This is a genomic window from Pseudoalteromonas sp. GutCa3 (assembly GCF_002836155.1).
Classification (GTDB): domain Bacteria; phylum Pseudomonadota; class Gammaproteobacteria; order Enterobacterales; family Alteromonadaceae; genus Pseudoalteromonas; species Pseudoalteromonas arctica.
Genome location: NZ_PJBK01000012.1, coordinates 26,011 through 44,758 on the forward strand (window position 1 = coordinate 26,011; position 18,748 = coordinate 44,758).

General features: G+C 39.1%; 19 protein-coding genes. 13 read left to right on the forward strand and 6 right to left on the reverse strand.

Annotated elements, in window-relative coordinates; genetic code table 11:
• The first annotated feature begins 226 nt into the window (after positions 1 to 226).
• The 5 genes from CXF64_RS00560 (at position 227) to CXF64_RS00580 (ending at position 4,462) form a co-directional block, all read left to right on the forward strand.
• Positions 227 to 850 carry a fused MFS/spermidine synthase gene (locus CXF64_RS00560; protein WP_007583564.1) on the forward strand — a complete coding sequence of 208 codons (624 nt, stop codon included), beginning with the start codon at positions 227 to 229 and terminating at the stop codon, positions 848 to 850.
• Positions 843 to 1,727, forward strand: coding sequence for a spermidine synthase (locus CXF64_RS00565; protein ID WP_101216032.1), 885 nt, complete (start codon positions 843 to 845; stop codon positions 1,725 to 1,727). Before CXF64_RS00560 ends, CXF64_RS00565 begins: the two co-directional genes overlap by 8 nt.
• A gap of 134 nt (positions 1,728 to 1,861) precedes the next feature.
• A complete protein-coding gene (locus CXF64_RS00570) occupies positions 1,862 to 2,329 on the forward strand; it encodes a MarR family transcriptional regulator (protein WP_007583567.1) in 468 nt (155 codons plus the stop codon).
• Between the two features lie 8 nt (positions 2,330 to 2,337).
• The gene (locus CXF64_RS00575) at positions 2,338 to 3,402 is read left to right on the forward strand and encodes an HlyD family secretion protein (RefSeq protein ID WP_024591513.1); all 1,065 of its coding nucleotides are present in this window, start codon (positions 2,338 to 2,340) and stop codon (positions 3,400 to 3,402) included.
• A gap of 10 nt (positions 3,403 to 3,412) precedes the next feature.
• Positions 3,413 to 4,462 (forward strand): DUF2955 domain-containing protein, encoded by a 1,050-nt coding sequence (locus CXF64_RS00580; protein WP_024591512.1) that lies wholly within the window; start codon positions 3,413 to 3,415, stop codon positions 4,460 to 4,462.
• A 137-nt stretch (positions 4,463 to 4,599) separates the two neighbouring features.
• On the opposite strand, the gene CXF64_RS00585 is transcribed toward CXF64_RS00580, so the two are convergent.
• The gene (locus tag CXF64_RS00585; RefSeq protein WP_101216033.1) at positions 4,600 to 5,757 is read right to left on the reverse strand and encodes a benzoate/H(+) symporter BenE family transporter; all 1,158 of its coding nucleotides are present in this window, start codon (positions 5,755 to 5,757) and stop codon (positions 4,600 to 4,602) included.
• A gap of 379 nt (positions 5,758 to 6,136) precedes the next feature.
• On the opposite strand from CXF64_RS00585, the gene CXF64_RS00590 reads away from it, so the two are divergent.
• Both CXF64_RS00590 and CXF64_RS00595 read left to right on the forward strand, forming a co-directional pair.
• Positions 6,137 to 6,841, forward strand: coding sequence for a hypothetical protein (locus CXF64_RS00590; protein WP_024591510.1), 705 nt, complete (start codon positions 6,137 to 6,139; stop codon positions 6,839 to 6,841).
• Between the two features lie 126 nt (positions 6,842 to 6,967).
• Positions 6,968 to 7,711 (forward strand): zinc-dependent metalloprotease family protein, encoded by a 744-nt coding sequence (locus CXF64_RS00595; protein WP_007583576.1) that lies wholly within the window; start codon positions 6,968 to 6,970, stop codon positions 7,709 to 7,711.
• Between the two features lie 91 nt (positions 7,712 to 7,802).
• Here CXF64_RS00595 and CXF64_RS00600 read toward each other — a convergent pair whose 3' ends face one another.
• Positions 7,803 to 9,023, reverse strand: a complete 1,221-nt coding sequence (locus CXF64_RS00600; protein WP_024591549.1) for an alkaline phosphatase family protein — start codon at positions 9,021 to 9,023, stop codon at positions 7,803 to 7,805.
• A 163-nt stretch (positions 9,024 to 9,186) separates the two neighbouring features.
• Between CXF64_RS00600 and dgt the strand changes: the two genes are divergently transcribed.
• Together dgt and CXF64_RS00610 are read left to right on the forward strand one after the other, a co-directional pair.
• Positions 9,187 to 10,653, forward strand: a complete 1,467-nt coding sequence (gene dgt / locus CXF64_RS00605; RefSeq protein ID WP_101216034.1) for a dGTPase — start codon at positions 9,187 to 9,189, stop codon at positions 10,651 to 10,653.
• Positions 10,654 to 10,725: 72 nt separating this feature from the next.
• Positions 10,726 to 12,273: a cell surface protein gene (locus CXF64_RS00610; protein ID WP_101216035.1), complete on the forward strand. Its 1,548-nt coding sequence runs from the start codon at positions 10,726 to 10,728 to the stop codon at positions 12,271 to 12,273.
• A 318-nt stretch (positions 12,274 to 12,591) separates the two neighbouring features.
• On the opposite strand, the gene CXF64_RS00615 is transcribed toward CXF64_RS00610, so the two are convergent.
• From CXF64_RS00615 to CXF64_RS00625, 3 genes are all read right to left on the reverse strand, one after another.
• The gene (locus CXF64_RS00615; RefSeq protein ID WP_101216036.1) at positions 12,592 to 13,470 is read right to left on the reverse strand and encodes a bile acid:sodium symporter family protein; all 879 of its coding nucleotides are present in this window, start codon (positions 13,468 to 13,470) and stop codon (positions 12,592 to 12,594) included.
• Positions 13,471 to 13,727: 257 nt separating this feature from the next.
• Positions 13,728 to 14,309, reverse strand: a complete 582-nt coding sequence (locus tag CXF64_RS00620) for a uracil-DNA glycosylase family protein (protein ID WP_024591552.1) — start codon at positions 14,307 to 14,309, stop codon at positions 13,728 to 13,730.
• 150 nt (positions 14,310 to 14,459) lie between these two features.
• On the reverse strand, positions 14,460 to 14,816 hold the full coding sequence (locus CXF64_RS00625; RefSeq protein ID WP_007583589.1) for a VOC family protein: 357 nt from the start codon (positions 14,814 to 14,816) through the stop codon (positions 14,460 to 14,462).
• Between the two features lie 343 nt (positions 14,817 to 15,159).
• Between CXF64_RS00625 and CXF64_RS00630 the strand changes: the two genes are divergently transcribed.
• The 3 genes from CXF64_RS00630 to CXF64_RS00640 are packed head-to-tail and all read left to right on the forward strand — an operon-like array spanning position 15,160 to position 17,431.
• Positions 15,160 to 15,501: a hypothetical protein gene (locus CXF64_RS00630; protein WP_007583591.1), complete on the forward strand. Its 342-nt coding sequence runs from the start codon at positions 15,160 to 15,162 to the stop codon at positions 15,499 to 15,501.
• Complete coding sequence (locus CXF64_RS00635; RefSeq protein ID WP_101216037.1) at positions 15,498 to 17,099, forward strand: PepSY-associated TM helix domain-containing protein; 1,602 nt, start codon at positions 15,498 to 15,500, stop codon at positions 17,097 to 17,099. The genes CXF64_RS00630 and CXF64_RS00635 overlap by 4 nt, the downstream gene beginning before the upstream one ends.
• Positions 17,096 to 17,431: a DUF3325 domain-containing protein gene (locus CXF64_RS00640; RefSeq protein WP_007583595.1), complete on the forward strand. Its 336-nt coding sequence runs from the start codon at positions 17,096 to 17,098 to the stop codon at positions 17,429 to 17,431. The genes CXF64_RS00635 and CXF64_RS00640 overlap by 4 nt, the downstream gene beginning before the upstream one ends.
• A 208-nt stretch (positions 17,432 to 17,639) precedes the next feature.
• On the opposite strand, the gene CXF64_RS00645 is transcribed toward CXF64_RS00640, so the two are convergent.
• Positions 17,640 to 18,161, reverse strand: a complete 522-nt coding sequence (locus CXF64_RS00645; RefSeq protein ID WP_007583597.1) for a lipocalin family protein — start codon at positions 18,159 to 18,161, stop codon at positions 17,640 to 17,642.
• Between the two features lie 130 nt (positions 18,162 to 18,291).
• Between CXF64_RS00645 and CXF64_RS00650 the strand changes: the two genes are divergently transcribed.
• Entirely contained in the window at positions 18,292 to 18,747 is a 456-nt protein-coding gene (locus CXF64_RS00650) for a YaiI/YqxD family protein (protein WP_007376692.1), read from the forward strand.
• The last annotated feature ends 1 nt before the right edge of the window (position 18,748 follow it).

Below are 18,748 nucleotides of genomic sequence, written 5' to 3' on the forward strand. Positions count from 1 at the left end.
GTGAAACTTAAAGAAAACTTAAGAAATTTAATTTAAATGAAAAAGCGTCTTAAGTGTTAAATCGCGAGGGCCTAGGCAGGCTAAATAGATCAGAATTCAACTAACTAACAAATTGCTATAACAAAACTTCTTTTTTAAAATTAAACTTAGGTTAATTATTACCCTAGCAGCTTTGTATTCATCACGTTAGTATAGTGTTCTACTTAAGTTACATAACGATAATTACATGAGCATAAAAACAAACGCGTTAATTTACTTTTTAGCTTTTTGCAGCGGCTTTTGCATAATGGGCATTGAGCTTTTAGGTGGGAGAATCCTTGCCCCCTTTTTTGGCAGTAGCGTGCATATTTGGGGCAGTATAATTACTGTGTTTATGCTTAGTTTATCTTTTGGGTATTTACTTGGTGGTAAACTCAGCACTAAAAATGCATCCCTTACCAAATATGGTTTAATATTTTTAATTGCCAGCATTATGGTTGTGCCTATTACATTATTTTCGCAGCCTATAATGGAATTTATATTTACCCATATTGAAGATAGCCGCTACGGCTCGCTCTTAGCGTCAACTGCTTTATTTTTTATACCTACCGTTATTTTAGGAATGATCTCGCCCTACTCTGTGCGCTTACTGGTAACAGATAGCGATAAAAGCGGCCAAGTTGCTGGGCGTTTATACTTTGTAAGTACGCTTGGCAGTGCCCTGGGTACTATTATTACCTCGTTTTACTTTGTGCTCGCGTTTGACGTAAATACAATTATTAGCGCCTTTGCTTTAACACTTGGGGCACTGGGTTTAGTCGCGATTGTTATTAATACCTTGGTTAATAATAAGGGGCTTGCTCATGCTTAAATATTTGCTACTGCCATTAATTGTATTGTCAGGTTCTGCGTTTAGTAAGGTTATTCATGAAGAACGCTCGCTTTATCGCAATATTATTGTTGAAGAAACAAGCGACTTACGTTGCCTTAAATTTAATACTAAAAGTAGCCAAACAAGCCAAAGTTGCATGTATAAAAGCAATCCCGACAAACTTGTTTTTAATTACACAAAATTGACGTTTGCGAGCCTTTTAGTAGCCGACAACCCTAAAAGTGTACTTATTATAGGATTGGGTGGCGGTACACTTTCTAACGTTATTCATGAGCTATACCCCACTGCAAATATTCATAATGTTGAAATAGATCCTGCAGTAACTAAAGTTGCACGCGATTACTTTAACTTTATAGAAAACGACTTAGTGACATCAAGCGTGCAAGATGGCCGTATTTTTATAAAGCGCGCCGCTATTAAAAAGCAAAAGTACGATTGGATTATTTTGGATGCGTTTAACGGTGACTATATTCCGGAGCATTTGCTCACTAAAGAGTTTTTTGAAGAAGTACAAAGCGTATTAGCCGATGGTGGCGTTATTGCCGCAAATACGTTTTCAAGTAGTAAACTTTATGAGCATGAGTCGGCAACTTACCACGCTGTATTTGGCGACTTTATAAATGTAAGCCGCGAAAATCGCAGCAACCGTATTATTTTAGCGGGACTTAAATCAATACCGAGCGAAGCCCAAATTAACACGCGTGTTAATGCTCTCGCCCCTAAATTAGTAAAATACGGTGTAGATATAAAAGCGATTAGCCAACTTATGCACTTTACTAAAGACGGCCAAGATTGGCCTGCAGATACAAAAGTACTTACAGATCAATACTCCCCAGCTAATTTACTTAACTTTTAAAATCCCCTAAACCTCACCATTTTTTTACAGGTGAGGTTTAGCAAATATTTTGCCACTTCTCGCACTTACGCATATTTACTTAGCAAGCTAAGTAATGATAAAATAGTTAGCTTGCTAACTATGTTGGGATGGCTATGCCTACACAAAAACCTTTTCACGAGACACTCGATTTAACAGTTATCGGTAATATGGGCCGAGTTCATCGCTTATGCCGCGAAGCAGTAACCATTGCTGTTGAGCCTTTGGGGCTTACTCAGTCGCGCTGGACTGCACTAATGCATATAAATATGCGTGGTGAGGGACTAACACAACTTGAACTTGCTAATAGCTTAGGGATAGAAATGCCTTCACTGACTCGTACGCTTAAGCAATTAGAGGAGCAATCGTTAATCGTTCGCCGTGTAGACAAACATGATAAGCGCAGTAAAAGACTCTATTTTACTGAGCAAAGTGATGCCATTTTACATTCATTGCAAGAGACCATTTCCGATATAAAAAATCAGTTATACAGCGGTTTATCTGTTGAGCAGCTAGATGCCATTGCATTTGGTTTGATCAAAATAGAGCAAAACGCCCTTAAATGTATTCAAGTTAATAAGTAAGGCTAAAAATGACACCGGATCAAAAGTTTGCACGCTATGTAAGGTTTTCTCTCATAGGGTTTATTTTAGTATTTATTTACTATTTAGTGGCCGATATGGTTTTGCCTGTAACACCACAGGCACGTGTATACCACCCTGTTGTGCAAATATCACCGCAAATTAGTGGCCGAGTCACTAGTGTGCAAGTTAATAATAACCAATCAGTTAAAGCGGGCGATATATTATTTAGTATCGATGAAGGCCCATATAATTTAGCCAAAGAGCAAGCTCAACTCGCGCTTGATGATGCCAAATTACAAAACAAGCGTCTTGATACCAATGTTAAAGCCCTTGAAGCACAAATTAGTGCCGCAAATGCTAAGCAGCATGAGCAAAAGCTATTAAAAAGCAGAGGCGAAAAACTCTATACTCAAAAGTCTATATCGGAGCAAGAGCTTGAAAGCATTCGTGCTAATTTTGAAGCCAGTAAAGCAAATGTTGCGGCTCTAGAAGCGCAGTTAGCTGAAGCAGTTTTAGCTAGAGGTGACTCAGGTAATAAAAACTTAGCTATGCGCCACGCTGCTAACCAGTTAGCGCAAGCTGAGTTAAATTTATCCTACACGCAAGTACGTGCACTAAGTGACGGCGTAGTTGCTAACTTACAATTATTAGACGGCGCGTACGCTGTTGCAGGCAGCCCATTATTAGCTATTGTCGCTAAGAAAGCCGATTTAGTTGCTGACTTTAGAGAAAAGTCACTCTCAAATATGAAGCAAGGCACTCAAGCGCGCGTAGTATTTGATAGCCGCCCAGGTGAAGTTTACGACGCAATACTAGAAACATTTGAAGCAGGTGTTAGCAATGGTCAACTTAGTGCAAATGGTTTACTAAGTACAACAGAAACCAGCAATCGTTGGGTACGCGATGCACAACGTCAACGCATTCATTTAAAGCTCGTAAATCATCAAGACTTAATAGCAAACATGCCAAGCGGGTCACGTGCAACAGTACAATTATTACCCGAATCGACAATTGGGCAATGGTTTGGCTCTGCACAAATTAGGTTTATTAGCTGGTTACACTACATTTATTAATGGAGGTTTTATGACTCAAATTGTTAGCCAAGGCCCACAATTAGACTCTAATGGCCTTCGCCAAGCACTACGCATTGCAGGTGGATGCACCCTTGGCTTTACTATTAGTAAATTAATGAACTGGCCAAATGGTATATTTTTTACCGTTTATCCTATGTTGATATTGGGCATGGTACCTACGTTAAGTCGTGGGCTTATAAATCAATTTATAGCATCTGCTGCATTTAGCGCGCTTATAGTGCTAATAATGCAGGGATTATTTTCTCACTTGCCAGTCGTTATGACATTGTTAGTGTTTGGTGTTTTCTGCTTTTTATTTCACCAAATGAGTAGCGGCAGCGCCTTTTTATTTGGCGCTTTAGGCGTGATCAGCCTTTCTATTCAGCTACATTTTTCGAGCTATGTTGATGAAGGAAGTAGTATTTATCCGTTAATTTTAACTAATGGTTTGGCTATATTTTTAACCGTTGTTATTGGAGCATTAATGCATGGCCTATTTCCTGATGTAACCGCAAGGCCCGGGCGAGTAATGCCAGCTAAAGCAAAAGAAAGTATTCGCCATGAGGTATTGTTATGCTCAACCGTGGCTACGCTCTCTTTTGTGGTTTTTCAGGTTCTTGATTTACAAGACTCAATATCTGCGCAGGCAGCTTCTGTGCTTATTTTGTTTTCATTGTGCTGGAAAGCCGCAGGTATGGCTGGTTGGCAGCGAGCAATTGGAACGCTTATAGGGTGTAATGCAGCGTTACTATCGCAACTATTTTTGTATAGTCACTCTGATTTTTTACTTTTTCCGATGGCTATTTTATGGATACTTTCGTTTCTTTTTGCGCGTTTTCATATTTTAGGCGGAGGCATACCTGGTATTGGTTTTGGTGTGCTGACTACATTCGGTATTTTATTTGGGAACTCACTCGGGCCAGGCCAAGATCTTGTTTATAGCGCAATGTACCGGTTTAGCTCGGTATCGGTGGCTATAATATTAAGCCTGTGCGTTGTATATGTTATGCACCATATACTTAATCGGTTTAGTGTAACTCGCCATCATACTTTTGATTAGGTAAATCTTGTTTTATAAAACAAAAGGCTGCAATTGCAGCCTTTTTTATAAGCTTAGTTAAGCTATTTTAATGATATAAATAAACTATAATTTTGTTTTAAATACTCACCAGCATCTCTTTGTACACAATAAAGTTTTTAGTCTTTTTGGGTGATAAGGAGCGTAAGCACACCCGCTATAATTCCCCAAAAAGCAGACCCCACTGAGAGTAATGTTAAGTTAGATGCTGTTACTAAAAAAGTAACAATTGCGGCCTCAGTATATTTAGTACTACTAAGGGCTTGCTGCAAACTATTAGCAATGGTGCCAAATAGCGCAATGCCCGCCAAAGCTAAAATAAGTGCCTGCGGTAAACTTGCTACCAACCCAACTAATGTAGCTGCGCACAGCGCCATTAAAATATAAAATGCGCCCGCCGCTATACTCGCCCAATAACGTTTATCATGATTTTTATCCGCTTCATCACTCATACAAATAGCAGCGGTAATAGCGGCTAAATTAATAGAGTAAGCTCCAAACGGGGCGGTAAGCATATTTACAAAACCAGTCACATTAAGAGACGCAGATATAGGCGCTTTATATTTATGCGCTTTTAAAACAGCAATACCCGGTAAATTTTGCGATGTCATGGTAACTATATAAAGTGGTAAACCTATGCTAATGCATGCTTGCAAGTGAAAAACGGGTTCAATATAAGCAAATTCGCTCATTTTCCAGTGCAGTGCACTGGTATCAATATGGCCCATTTGCCAAGCGAGTAATACACCTATAATAAGCACACTTAACATAGCAAAGCGGGCAAAAAAGCGTTTACCAATAAAGTACATAACAACCATTAAACCAATCACTAAAGGTATATCGTTCATAAAATTAAAAACATCAATACCAAAGGTAACAAGTACGCCGGCCAACATGGCGCACGCAAGCTCACTTGGAATACGGTTCATTATTTTTTCAAACCAGCCCGTCACCCCCGACAAAAAAACGAGCAATGCACTGAGCATAAACGCGCCAATAGCCTCGTTTAAGTTATACCCTTGTGCACTTGAAATCAGTAATGCAGCCCCCGTGGTAGACCACGCAATTAAAACAGGCACTTTGTAATAGTACGACAAACCTATTGACGTTGTGCCCATCACTAAACCAAGCATTAAAATCCAACTAGCTACTAAATCGGGCGTGCCTCCAAGGGTTATCACCACCTGATAAATCAATGCAATGGAACTCGAAAAACCAATAATTACAGCCACAAGCCCTGCTGTAATTCGGTTAAGCAACTGATCAGACACCTTCATAAATCCCTCGTAATGCCATTTATGCAGCACACAACATACGTGCCCGATAAATGCATTGCAATTAGCGATTAGTTTACAAAGAGTGAAAAAAATTCACTTTTTATTTTTCATTGTAATTAACGTCAAAAAGTCACTTTTAACCATTGTATTTAACTAAACAAACAAGTACCCACAAACGCGCCAAAGGCCGCATAAACCCTACAAAAAACCAATACTAAAAAGAGTGAAAAACATACCAAAAATAAATATCCTTATATTTTATAAGGAATTATGAAATTTAGAATTAATTCTTTTCGGTTACATTTATTATCTTGATCTAATCCATTTAATAATATAAAACGTAACAAACAGTTAACCAAAAACACTAAAAGAGAAACAAATGAAGAGATCTGTCGTCTTACTAATTGCTATACCATTATCGGCATTTGCAGTTTATGGGCTATTTTTTAATGCAGATGAAACGGGCGAACCTATCGCGCCTGTTGCTATTGATTTTGTTCCTATTGATTTACAAAAAACGCGCAATACACATCCCCCTGCACCTATTGATATGAGTAAAGATCCAATTACCGTTAAACCTATTGTTGCCCCTGACAACAGCTTACCGTTTGAAGAATTTGATGCCGTAAATCGCCTATCCGACAAAGCAAAGCAAGTGCTTATAAACGCAAAAGTTTTACCTACCGACTTACATAACGAAGCCTACATTGAGTTTGATTTAAATTCTTTACAGGCTTTAGAAACTGGCGAAAATTTTGATTTAGCTATTCCGCAAACAGCCGAAACATTCACCGCAGAAGTGACTAATGTGATTGAGTCTGAAAATGGCGATAAGAGCATATTTGGCAAAATAGTGGGTGTTGATGGCCGCATGCATAATACCGTTTTAACGGTAGGTAAAGATGCCGTATATGGTCAATTTACTGCGCCTTCTGGCAATTATGTATTCGAAAGTAAAGGTAAGTACGGATGGATTGCAGCAAAACGCGATTTATATAAAAGCCACATAGAGCATGATGTAACCGCACCAAAACCCAAATCAGATAAAAGCATCGATATATTTGCACCAAAAATTGATGGCTAACCAATAATCAAAATATAAAAAACAACTAAAGCCGCACTATAAGGCAACTTTAGTGTGTCTGCTTTTTATGAGCTCAACCAAGTTAAAAACAAGTTCCAACCACAACAAGAGTAAGGAAATACAATAATGAAAAAAGTAATCACAACAACCGCACTGGCTGCGGCATTATGTGCAGCAAGTGTTGCACAAGCAGAAACAATCGATATCGGTATTTTATATACCGACCAATCAGCTGCTGCAACTAGCAATATTGACACTAAAATAAATCAACTAATTGCTTTTAGTAATCAGGTATATAGCCAAAATGGCGTTGATATAACACTACGCTTAGCTGGCAAACAAAACTTAGGTGACTATGCAGTAACGCCGTCTGAGGATTGGTTAGATTCGGTTACAAATAGCAGCTACGTAGATGGTTTACGCAGCGATTGGAAAGCCGACATGATTGCCGTATTAGGTACTGGTCAAAGTGCTGGCAATGGGCTTATTTCATGCGGTTTAGCATGGGTTGGCCAAGGCACTAATGGCAATCTATACAGCTCAATGAGCAGCCGTATGTACTCAATCACTGCAATTGATTGTGGTGCAACTACATTTGTACACGAACTTGGTCATAACCAAGGTTTAGCGCATTCACGCAAACAAGGTGATACGTCTGGCGGTGTATATGTAGATGGCATGGGTCACGGCGTACAAAACGAGTTTGCAAGTATAATGGCTTACCCGCACGTTTACGGTAGCGCTACTCAGTACGATTACTTCTCTAACCCTGGCTGGAGCGTAAACGGTATTGCATTTGGTATTACAAACCAAGCGCATGCAATTCGCACAGTTACTGCTACAAAAACAAGTATTGCTAACTTTAAATAAGCTGCCCAATAAAAAAGTGGGCTAAATAGCCCACTTTAAAGTTTTAACATGTTCTTCCCTGCAGAGCGCTTACGCGCTCTTTTAGATTAAGCTAATGCACAACGATTTTTTGCTTAATTGCTGGCATTAATGTTTTACCATTGCCATCTACTTTGTTTAACAATTTAAGTCCCATCACTTTTGCAAGTACGGGGTAAATATCAAGGTTATTTACTTCTTTAAGGCTTACACCTTGTTTAAATGCAGGGCCTACAGCAATAAATGATGCTGCCATATCCTCGGTATATGCATAACCGTGAGTCCCTAGATAGGTTGGTTTTTTACCATTGGTAAATACCGCTGGCGCTGTAGTTTGCACCACAATATCGCCTACGCGAGTGCCTTTATTGTAATGATACGCTGCTAATTGCTCGTCAGTTAATACTGTATAACGACCGTTTGACGCATCTCGTAAACGTGCTTTGTAACCTTCAATATCAGCGTTTTTAGCATCAGGCTGAGTATAAATAAGTAAACGTGGGCCAGTATTTTTAACTAAAAAGTTTTCATCTTGAGGTAGTGTGGTTACATCAATGCTTTTATCTGGATCTATACTCGTCATACCGTGATCCGACACAATAACTAAGTTTACCTCTTGCTCTAATTTACTTAAGCGAGTTTGTAATTGCCCCATTAATTCATCAAGCTGTTTAACTGCATCACGCGTTTGTGGTGCGTCTGGCCCAAATTCATGGCCCATGCTGTCAACTAGCGAAAAGTAACTCGCAATAAAGCGTGGGCGCTGTGCTTTTGGTAAGCTTAACCACTGAATAATTTGATCAACACGGCTTTGGTAATCGCTGTATTTAGAATAGTGATAAAAGTAATCTGGTGTCATGCCGTTAAATAATGCATCTGACTCAGGCCAAAAATAAGTAGCCGATTTAAGCCCCTGCATTTTTGCTAAATTCCAAAGCGGAATACCCTTTACCCATGTGCTATCGCCTAATGCTTTGCCCATGCTGTAACAGTCGTTTTTACGCGCTTTATCACAAAAGCTATTATCAACAATGCCATGGTTTACCGGCAGTAAGCCCGTAATAATAGAAATATGATTAGGAAACGTTTTAGTTGGATAAACAGGTATTAGCTTTTGTGCGCGAACACCGCGCTCGGCCATTGCTTTTAAATTTGGCGCGCCGTGTTTTTCAATATAATCCCAACGCAGGCCATCAATTGATACAAGCACCACAGTTTGCTCTTTTGCAGCAAATGCGCTGTTCATTCCTAACATTAGGCAAATTGATACTGCCTTTAAAATCCACTGTTTCATTATAAACACCTATAAATGCACAACAATTACTCAAAAAATTATTTTAAAGCAAGTTGTTACTTTATGATACAAACTGATAGATTAAACCCTGTATATTAAAGACAAATGACTATGTGCTAAAAACTATGCCAGTCATCAATTGTAAAAAAGGACAAGTATAAAGATGACCATAGATTTTAGTAAAAAAATAACGCCAGCACGAATGTACCGCACAACCTCTAACTTACAGATGGCGCTAGAAAGCGACCGTGGCCGTATTATTAACAGTGCCGCTATTCGCAGGCTGCAGCAAAAAACCCAAGTGTTTCCGCTTGAGCGCAACGCAGCTGTACGATCTCGCCTTACCCACTCGCTTGAGGTACAACAGGTTGGTCGTTTTATAGTGCAACGTATTTTTGCTAATTTAAGCTATCAACAACAAAAAGATTATGGCTTAACCGAGCTAGAGCGCCCGCTAGAAAGCCTAGTAGAAATGGCCTGCCTAATGCACGACATAGGCAACCCACCGTTTGGGCATTTTGGCGAAGCTGCTATTAACCACTGGTTTAATAACAACCTAGCAAGCGTAACACCCGAGCGCTGTAAAGAACCAAACACCGGTATAGGTGTTGTTTTTAAACACCTTGCGCTTGATATTTGTAACTTTGAGGGCAACGCCCAAGGCATACGTATAATTCATTCTTTGCAAACGCTTAATTTAACCTACAGCCAAAGTGCTGGTATTTTAAAATACACTCGCCCTGCTGGGCTTGATGTAAAAGACATTCCGCAAAATAAAAACTATTTAATGAAAAAAGTAGGTTACTACTACAGCGAAAAAAACTTTGTTGAAGCGCTACAAAAAGAGCTCACTATTGAGCCTTACTGCCGCCATCCTGCAAGTTACATAATGGAAGCCGCCGACGACATTTCGTATTGCCTAGCCGACATAGAAGACGCCGTAGAAAAAGACATAATAAGCACTGAGTTGCTGTGCGAAAAACTTAAAAGTAGTTACAAAAAAGTATTAATAAATCTGTTAATCGACGACGCTCAACATCAAAATTTTGTAGACAAAGCCGTAGACTACGCACTAGAGCGTGCACAAGCACAACCCTATAATTTTAATAGTGAATTTTTTATATACCTGCGGGTTGCATTGCTACATCCGCTAGTAAATCACGCCGCAAAACGCTTTATCGAAAATATAGAACCTATTTATCATGGCGATTTTAACCAAGCGCTTTTAGAAGATAGAAGCCATCTACATGCAGTAACTAAAACACTAAAGCAGGTAGCGCTTGAGCATGTATTTTCAAACAAAGAAGTCGAAAAATTAGAGCTACAAGGGTATCGCATAATTAATGGTTTGCTCGATTGCTATAAACCATTACTGCTACTAAACAAGGATGACTTTAAGCGTGCACTAAATGGCGATTCACGTTTATTAATAGAGTCGCGACTTGTTAAAAAGCTCTCTAAAAAGCACTTAAATAGTTACCAACACGCAATAGATGCGATGCAAGAAGAGCCCGATCACTTTGCGGCATACGAGTTTTATTATCGTTGTAGATTAATCCAAGATTATATAAGCGGTATGACCGACCAATTTGCTTACGATGAATATCGTAGCCTTATGGTGATTGATTAGTTCTATTACTCTGGATAATTTTTAATTTTGCGCTTAAAATCAAACTATTAATATTTAAGCGCGCATAACTTCATGATATCAAAACTAATTAGATTTACCCTTTGCTTTGCCTTATTTTATAGTGCGCAAAGTGCTGCATACAACGAAGCTATGTGCATTTTAATTAAACAAAAAATGCAGCAAAATAGTAATAATAAAGCGAGTCAAAAATATCGTAAAGCTGCGCGTGATTACAAAAATAACTGTAATAAGCCAAAAGAAATTCAAGCACAACCTAAGCCCCAAATAATAGAGCCTGAGCCGACTATTATTACTCAGCCACAACCTAAAACTGTTGAACCTGCCCCTGTAATTAAACCTACTGAAGAAGCTGTTAAAGAAAGCATCAACGAGCAAACCCTTAATTTAACTAATGATCAAAAACAACAAATAAACGAAGCTGTGATAGAGCAAGTAAAACCGGCAACGCCAGAGCAAAACGTTCAACCTACGCCTGAAAAGTCTGTACCTGTAAAACCTGCACCTGTGTTAACTAAACCAGCGCCAGTAATTGCGCCGCAACCTGTAGCGCAGAGCCCAAGCTCGTTACTTTTACCCACTTTAATACTTGTTATAGTGGTACTTATTGGCGCTATGGTAGTCGTGCGCCTGCGCCGTGCAAAACAAAGTAAAGCGATGGCAGAACCGACTATAGCGGCTCCACCTGAAGTTAAATCAGAAAAAATTGCTACGCCAGCTAAACCTGAAATTAAAGCAACAAAGCCAGTACAAACAACAAAAGAGCCAGAGATTGAGCCTGTCGCCATCAACGAAGCAACTCAAAATAATAAAGCAGTTGAGAGCAGCGTAGCGACAAATGAAGAGCCAGTGGAACCTACTAACACAGCGCAGATCTCAGATGAGCAAAACAACGTAGTTACTCCATCGCAAACAAGTGAAATTGAGTCTGCACAAATGGAGCCAGCAGATACTTTAGAGCAAACAAGTACCGCTACGTTTAACGAAGTAAAACAAAAACCAGAGCCTAATACCGCCGAGTTTGAAGCCGCCGCTAAAACAACCTTAGAGCGCATTAAAAATGCCAGCAGCTTTAATGAGCCAGAGGTACGCGACTTTGACCCAGATGCAAAGCCAGTAAAAAAACAACGTAAGCACCATACAGCGCAAGTAACGGAATCTGCGCCAATAGAAGCTGAACATAACACTGTAGAGCCGGTTATTAGTACTCCCGAGCCAGTAACAGCGAGTGAGCCGGTTATAGATTTACACGCTCCAGAGCAAATATCTGACGCCCAATCGACTACGTATACAACCGAGCAAGACTTTAAAGAACCAGAGGTGCGTACATTTAACCCAGATGCACTATTATCTGGTGAAAAGCCGATGCCTAAAAAAGAAGACGCGATACCTGAGCAAGCACAAACAACACCGCTAGTTGATGAGCCAGTAATTGAGCCTAAAAAAGCGGACAGTAACAATCCATTTGCTAACTTATCGTTAGACTCAAGCTGGGATCCAGACTCGACTGAAAAGCCAAAAATAGAAGAGAAAAAACGCGCACCTAAATCACAAGCTTTAATAGATGCAGAAGAACGCGCTAAAAACATGCAAACCAAGTAGTAAGTTTTAAAATAACGCTTCATATTGTGAGGCGCTATTTTCGTAACCAAATAATTAACTGCTTTTCACCGTATTACTTACACTCTTATCCCATCCTAAAATGCGCCTTAGTAATTAGAAGCTTCGCTTCGTGCGCGAGCAAGCTCAGCGCCTAGTGCAATATTCAAGCTTGAGAGTCTTTTGTGAGCCTACAATTTGTTGACGCGATGGGTGCTGAGCATACATTTAACAGGTGGTATTTTTAGACTGGAGTTTACGGCTACGTTATCCGCAGCCATAAATTAAAGTAACTTGGTCAACATGCCCTAATTAAAAGTCCTAGTTAACAGCCCTAGCGGTACGTTTATTTTTAAGCTTTAACCCGCCAATTAATAGCAGTGGCCCTATAAACATAGCAAGTCCATACACGCCACCGGTAACCGCGTATTCTGGTTTATTCAAAAAGCTAATAGCAATTAAAATAGCTAACGATGCATTTTGAATTCCAACCTCAATTGAAAGCGTCAGCGAATCAGTTAAATTTAATTTTGAACACTTAGCAATTAACCAACCAACAACCATTGAACCAATATTAAGTGCTATGCACGCCCAAAATACATCGTTAAATGAGCTAACTAATAAATCGCGCTCTTTTATTACTAGTGCTGCAATCATCATAAGCATAAAAAACAACGAGAAGCGTCTAAAAAACGGCTCTGCTTTAATGGCAAAATCACTTTTAAAGTGACGTAACCAAATGCCTATAGCAACTGGCACTAAGGTAATAAAAAATAGCCCTAATGAAGTAATTAAAATAGAGAAAGTAGCATCGTCTGCTGGGGCAAACTGACTCATAGCAAAGCCAATAATAAACGGTGTGGTTATTATACTAATTGCGGTAGAGGCAGCGGTTAAACTTACCGAAAGCGCTAAATTAGCTTTAGCAAGCTGGCTTACTACATTTGACATAGTACCGCCTGGGCAGGCAGCTAATATCATTAAACCAATAGCGATAGGCGTTGGTAGGTTAAGTAAATAACACAGCCCTAATGCTAATAAAGGCATTGCTACAAGTTGGCCTATTAAACCCATAACAATGGCAAGCGGGCTTTTAAATAGACGAGTAAAATCGTTTGTTGTGAGCCCAAGACCCATACCAAACATAATAAGTGCAAGAGCGAGCGGAAGTATTACTTCGGTTAATATAGATGCATTCAAATTAGACAGCCTCGTTTGTTATTGTTTTTAATTGGAGTGTTAATTTTTAAGTTAACTGTATACCAATTCGCTTAATTAAGTGATCTATTTTGAGGATGGAAAAACGTGTTGATAGCTAGGCAAAAAATTCGCTATTTAGTTGTTCTAAATGAGAATTTTTTAACACAGGTAGCGACACGTTTAGCCCCGCAAAATGATTAAGTATTATTGCGGATTGGTATAACGCCCCTTTACAATAAATCCTAGTGCTAGAAGCATTACTTATTTAAAATAGTAGCAATGCGTTTACCCAGTTCTGGAAGTACATCTTGTTCAAACCATGGGTTCTTTTTAAGCCATATATTATTGCGCGGACTGGGGTGTGGAAGCACTAAATAATTTGGCCAATACTCACGCCACGATTTTACTAACTCCGTAAGTGGCATTTTTTTAGTCTCCGGTAAATGGTACGCCTGCGCGTATTTACCTAATACTATTGTCAGCTCAATATTTGGTAGTGCAGCCAATAATTGCTCGCGCCATGCTGGGGCACATTCTTTTCTCGGTGGTAAATCACCCGACTTACCCCTACCCGGGTAGCAAAAGCCCATAGGTAAAATTGCTATATTATTAGCATCGTAAAATTCATCCCTTGTTAGCCCAAGCCATTCTCGTAGGCGGTTTCCGCTTGCATCGTTAAACGGCACGCCTGTTTCGTGAACTTTTATACCCGGTGCTTGGCCCGCGATTAAAATACGTGCGTTTGGGTTAAATTGTATTACAGGTCGAGCCCCTAAAGGTAAATGAGGATCACAGATCACGCATTTACTAACTTGGTCTATTAATTGGTGACTATTCATGTTTATTTGGCCTTAAATGCTTAATTTTTATCCTAAATGGCCATTTAGGATAAATGAGTTGGTAAAAAATCGGTTTATTTTATCTAAAATGGCGATTAGTTAGTAAAATCCTGATCTTTAAGCCTAAATGCCCTACAGCCCTTATAGTACCTAGTGTTCTTTCGCCCATACCGCAAATTCGTTACCACTTGGTTCTGTAAAGTGAAACCGACAACCGCCAGGAAACTCAAAAATAGGTTTTAATATTACTCCGCCAAATGTCTCTACTTTTTTAAAGGTTGCGTGTATGTCGTCGCTATAAAAAATAAGTAATGCTGCCCCATGCTGAGTTAGTGATTTTAATGGAGCCTGAAAAATCCCACCATCTAACCCCTGCCCACTAAACGCCGTGTATTCTGGGCCGTAGTCAGTAAACTGCCAATTAAATACATGACTAAAAAAGGCCTTAGTTGCGGGTAAGTCGCATGCAGGAAACTCTACGTAATTTAGTTTTTCGTGATCGCTCATCGTTATTTCACTCTTTATTTTTACTCAGTTTATTAACCTTAAGCTTTACATGCAGCCTGTGCAATATCATTAAACAATAACAGATCAGTATTTTACTAAGTAATCTGAACTCTGGATAATAAATCTATCTCGAGCAGCTATTTTCAGCGCTAGAGAAAATAAATTTAAATATCACCATAATTCAATACGTATAAAACCTCTTAACCAAGGTTCAGGTTAAGTAAGAAGGATAATTTACTAAAAGTTAGTCGCCGTAAATGAGAATAGCTATCTTTTGTATTTGTAACATATATAATAGCGCCTTTGTTTTATCCTCAGCTTTAAATAAAGGGATTAATTAACTATGCAGGCACCTTTGCACAGTGCGCCATTCGATAAGGTTAACGTAATTGCGCTTATAGTAAAAAGCGTAAGCAGTTATCGAGTTTTGGTATTTTTACGTTTTTTTATTGCCATAATTGGTGGCTATGCCTTTACCTCTGCAAGTACTGCGTTATTAAGTTTTGTATTGCCAATAGCTAAGCAAGACGCTGTACTGTTTAGTGTTTCAATCAGCATTTTAATTTATGCCGTAGTATTTATTTATGCCTTTAGCGTTAAATCATTAAGAAAAGTTTGGATCAGTATTTTACTAAGTACAGGTGCGTTTATCGGATTGCTTGTATTACTAAAGGGTTGGGTATGAAAGACAGCTTTTTTAGATCGATGACTTGGTTACACACTTGGGTAGGGTTACTCGTTTGTTGGTTATTATATTTAATATTTTTTGCAGGAACACTTAGCTTTTTTAGAGACGAAATAACGCTGTGGAATCAACCTGCCATACATAATGTACAAGCCCAAACACAGCGTATAGAAGCGCAAAAACAACAAATAATTACAGGGTTCGATTACTTAGCTAACCATGGAGCTAACTCATCAAGCTGGCGTATTACATTACCTGAGCCGCGTATTCCTTATTTAATTTATGGTTATGCAAAGCCAAAAGAGCCAGGCCAGCGCCGCAACCAGTTTAAAAACACACAGTTAAACCCTAATACCATGAAAGAGCTTGAACCCTTTGTAGATACTAAAGGTGGTAACTTTTTTTATCGGCTGCACTATGATTTACATTACATGGATGCAATAACCGCACGCTGGATTGTGTGCTTTGCTAGCTTTTTTATGCTAATTGCTATTATATCGGGCGTGGTTATTCATAAGCGTATTTTTAAAGATATGTTTAGTTTTAGACGTAATAAAGGTAGTCGTACGTGGTTAGATGCCCACAATTTAAGCTCTGTGCTTGCCCTGCCTTTTCATTTAATGATTACTTACACGGGCATGATTACGCTCATATTTATGTTGTTTCCCTACCCTGCGCAAACGTCTTACGATAACGGCATGCGTGGCTTTTTTAACGATGTAACCCCTCGCAACACCATGACCGATAAAGCCCAAGGCGAATCGTCAATGGTGCCGATTCAAAGCATTTTGGATCAGGTTTATACTAAGTGGCCTCATGCAGATATTACTCGCGTACAAGTTAACCAACCAAATATGGCAGCTTCAACAATTACCGTATTGGTAAGCGCAGGTAAAACACTGCGTGACCAAGCACCACGCTTAATATTTAGTGGTGCTACAGGGCAAATGGTTGCTAAAACTGATGACGAGCTAACTAGCAGCAAAGCGCTTTACGAATCACTTAATTCAATGCATACAGGGCGTTTAGCTACGTGGTTACTGCGTTGGTTATACGTATTAGGCGGTATTGCAGGCTGTGTAATGATTGGCTCTGGCTGTATTATGTGGGCTAAGCGAATTCGCGAGCGAACTAAAAATAACGTTAAACCTTCGTTTGGTTTAAAACTAGTTGAAGGGTTAAACCTAGCCACTATTATGGGACTTCCACTGGCAACGTGTGCATTTTTTATTGCTAACAGACTACTTAGCCCAACTACCGCAGAGCGCGCCGATAAAGAAATACTCGCGTTCTTTTTAACATGGCTAGCGGTTGCTCTTTTAGCACTTATAAAGCGCGACACACTGCAATGGCGAGTTATGGCAGCTATAAATGCTGTTGCATGTTTAAGCGTACCGGTTATTAATGCACTTACAACTAACGGTAATATAGTTAGCTATTTGATGCACAAACAGTGGGCTTTATTTACTTTTGATGCACTGTTTTTGTTATTTAGTATATTATTTTTTATACAAACCGAAAAATTACGTACTGCTAAAAACAACTCAAAAATAATCAGCCCTAGTCAATCTAATAACCTTAAAAGGCAAAAACCATGATTGATTTACTTGGGTTTAGCCTATGCCTGCTCAGTTTTAACTGTTTTGCGCTGGCTAAGTATAATCATTTTAAAGATGTATTTAAAAAACGCCCTACAGAATCCCAACGTAAAAAGCTGCTATTAGCTGCTTGGATCAGTATTTTACTAAGCTTGGTGCTTTGTATAGTTACTCAAGGTGGATATGGAACATTACTATTTTGCGGGTTTATGAGCCTAAGTGTCTTAATTATAATGGTTTTTTATAATTTTTTAGTAGGCTACGTAAAGTGGTTTAGTGTTTTAAATAGCGTGTTAGTTGTACTAAGTGGGTTGTTTTTAGCATTAAACTAGCCTTAGTTAGTAAAAACGTGATCCGTTACTTTCCCATAGATTAGGCAAAAAAATGGCAAGCTATATAGCTTGCCAACAATAGGGGATATTCAGTGTTTCCAATACTTACTGTCTCACGGCAAGTACACACAATATAACCATAATATATTTAAGTTACTTTACAGTTAGGTGACTGTTTTATTACTACTGTAAAGGGGCTTTACATTGTTTATTGCTTAACCCAAATTATTTCATCAGTAGCAAAGCCCAACTCTTTAGCTTTAGTTAAAAAGTGTTCTTTAAGCTCTTTGCTAACCGTTGGTGTACGCGACAAAAACCACAAGTAATCTTTGTTGTAACTGGTTATAAATGCATATTGATAATCGGGTTGGTCAAGTTCAAAAATCACGTAAGCGCCATAAAATGGACCAAAAAACGAAACTTTAAAATGCCCGGTGTCAGTGCCCTCAACAAACTTGGCCAAGCCTTCGGCGTCATCCCATTTTTTATCATCCGTTAAATACCCTTTGTTAAGGACCTTTACTGTGCCGTCGTCGTTAATTGAATAAGTAGCGGTAACTTGCTCCATACCTTCTTCGAATGAGTGATTGAGCCGCGCTATTTCAAACCATTTTCCTTTATATTTTTGTATATCAAAGTTTTTAACGGGTGTTATTCCCTCAGGAGGGCTGGTGCAAGCACTAAGAAAAAATAGCCCTGTAATAAGTAAACCGTATTTAATAGCCTTCATGTAAGCTCCTTTTTAAATTACATAAATAGTACGTATTATCTAAATATAGATGGATATAAAGTTTGCTAGCCGATTAAAAAATTTTGCTATAGGATCATATTAATTCTAAAGCAATAAAAATGACCATAGCATGAAAATTTGGGTAGATGCAGACGCGTGTCCTGTTGTTATAAAAGAAATACTTTTTAGAGCTGCAGAGCGTATGAAAATCGAGACTATTTTAGTGGCTAATCACGCAATGCGTATTCCGCCGTCAAAATACATAAGCCGCGTTCAAGTATCGTCGGGGTTTGATGTAGCCGACGACGAAATAGTAAAACGTATTGAAAAAGGCGATTTAGTTATTACGGGCGATATTCCGCTAGCAAGTGAAGTAATTGATAACGGCGGGCAAGCACTCAACCCGCGTGGCGAGCTTTATACCACCGAGAATATCCGCTCAATACTTAACGTGCGCGACTTTATGGATACCATGCGCTCAAGTGGCGTAGAAATGAGTGGTGGGCCACCGCCACTTAGCCAAACCGATCGCCAAAACTTTGCAAATAACCTCGACCGTATTTTAGCGCAAAACAAGGCTAACTAAC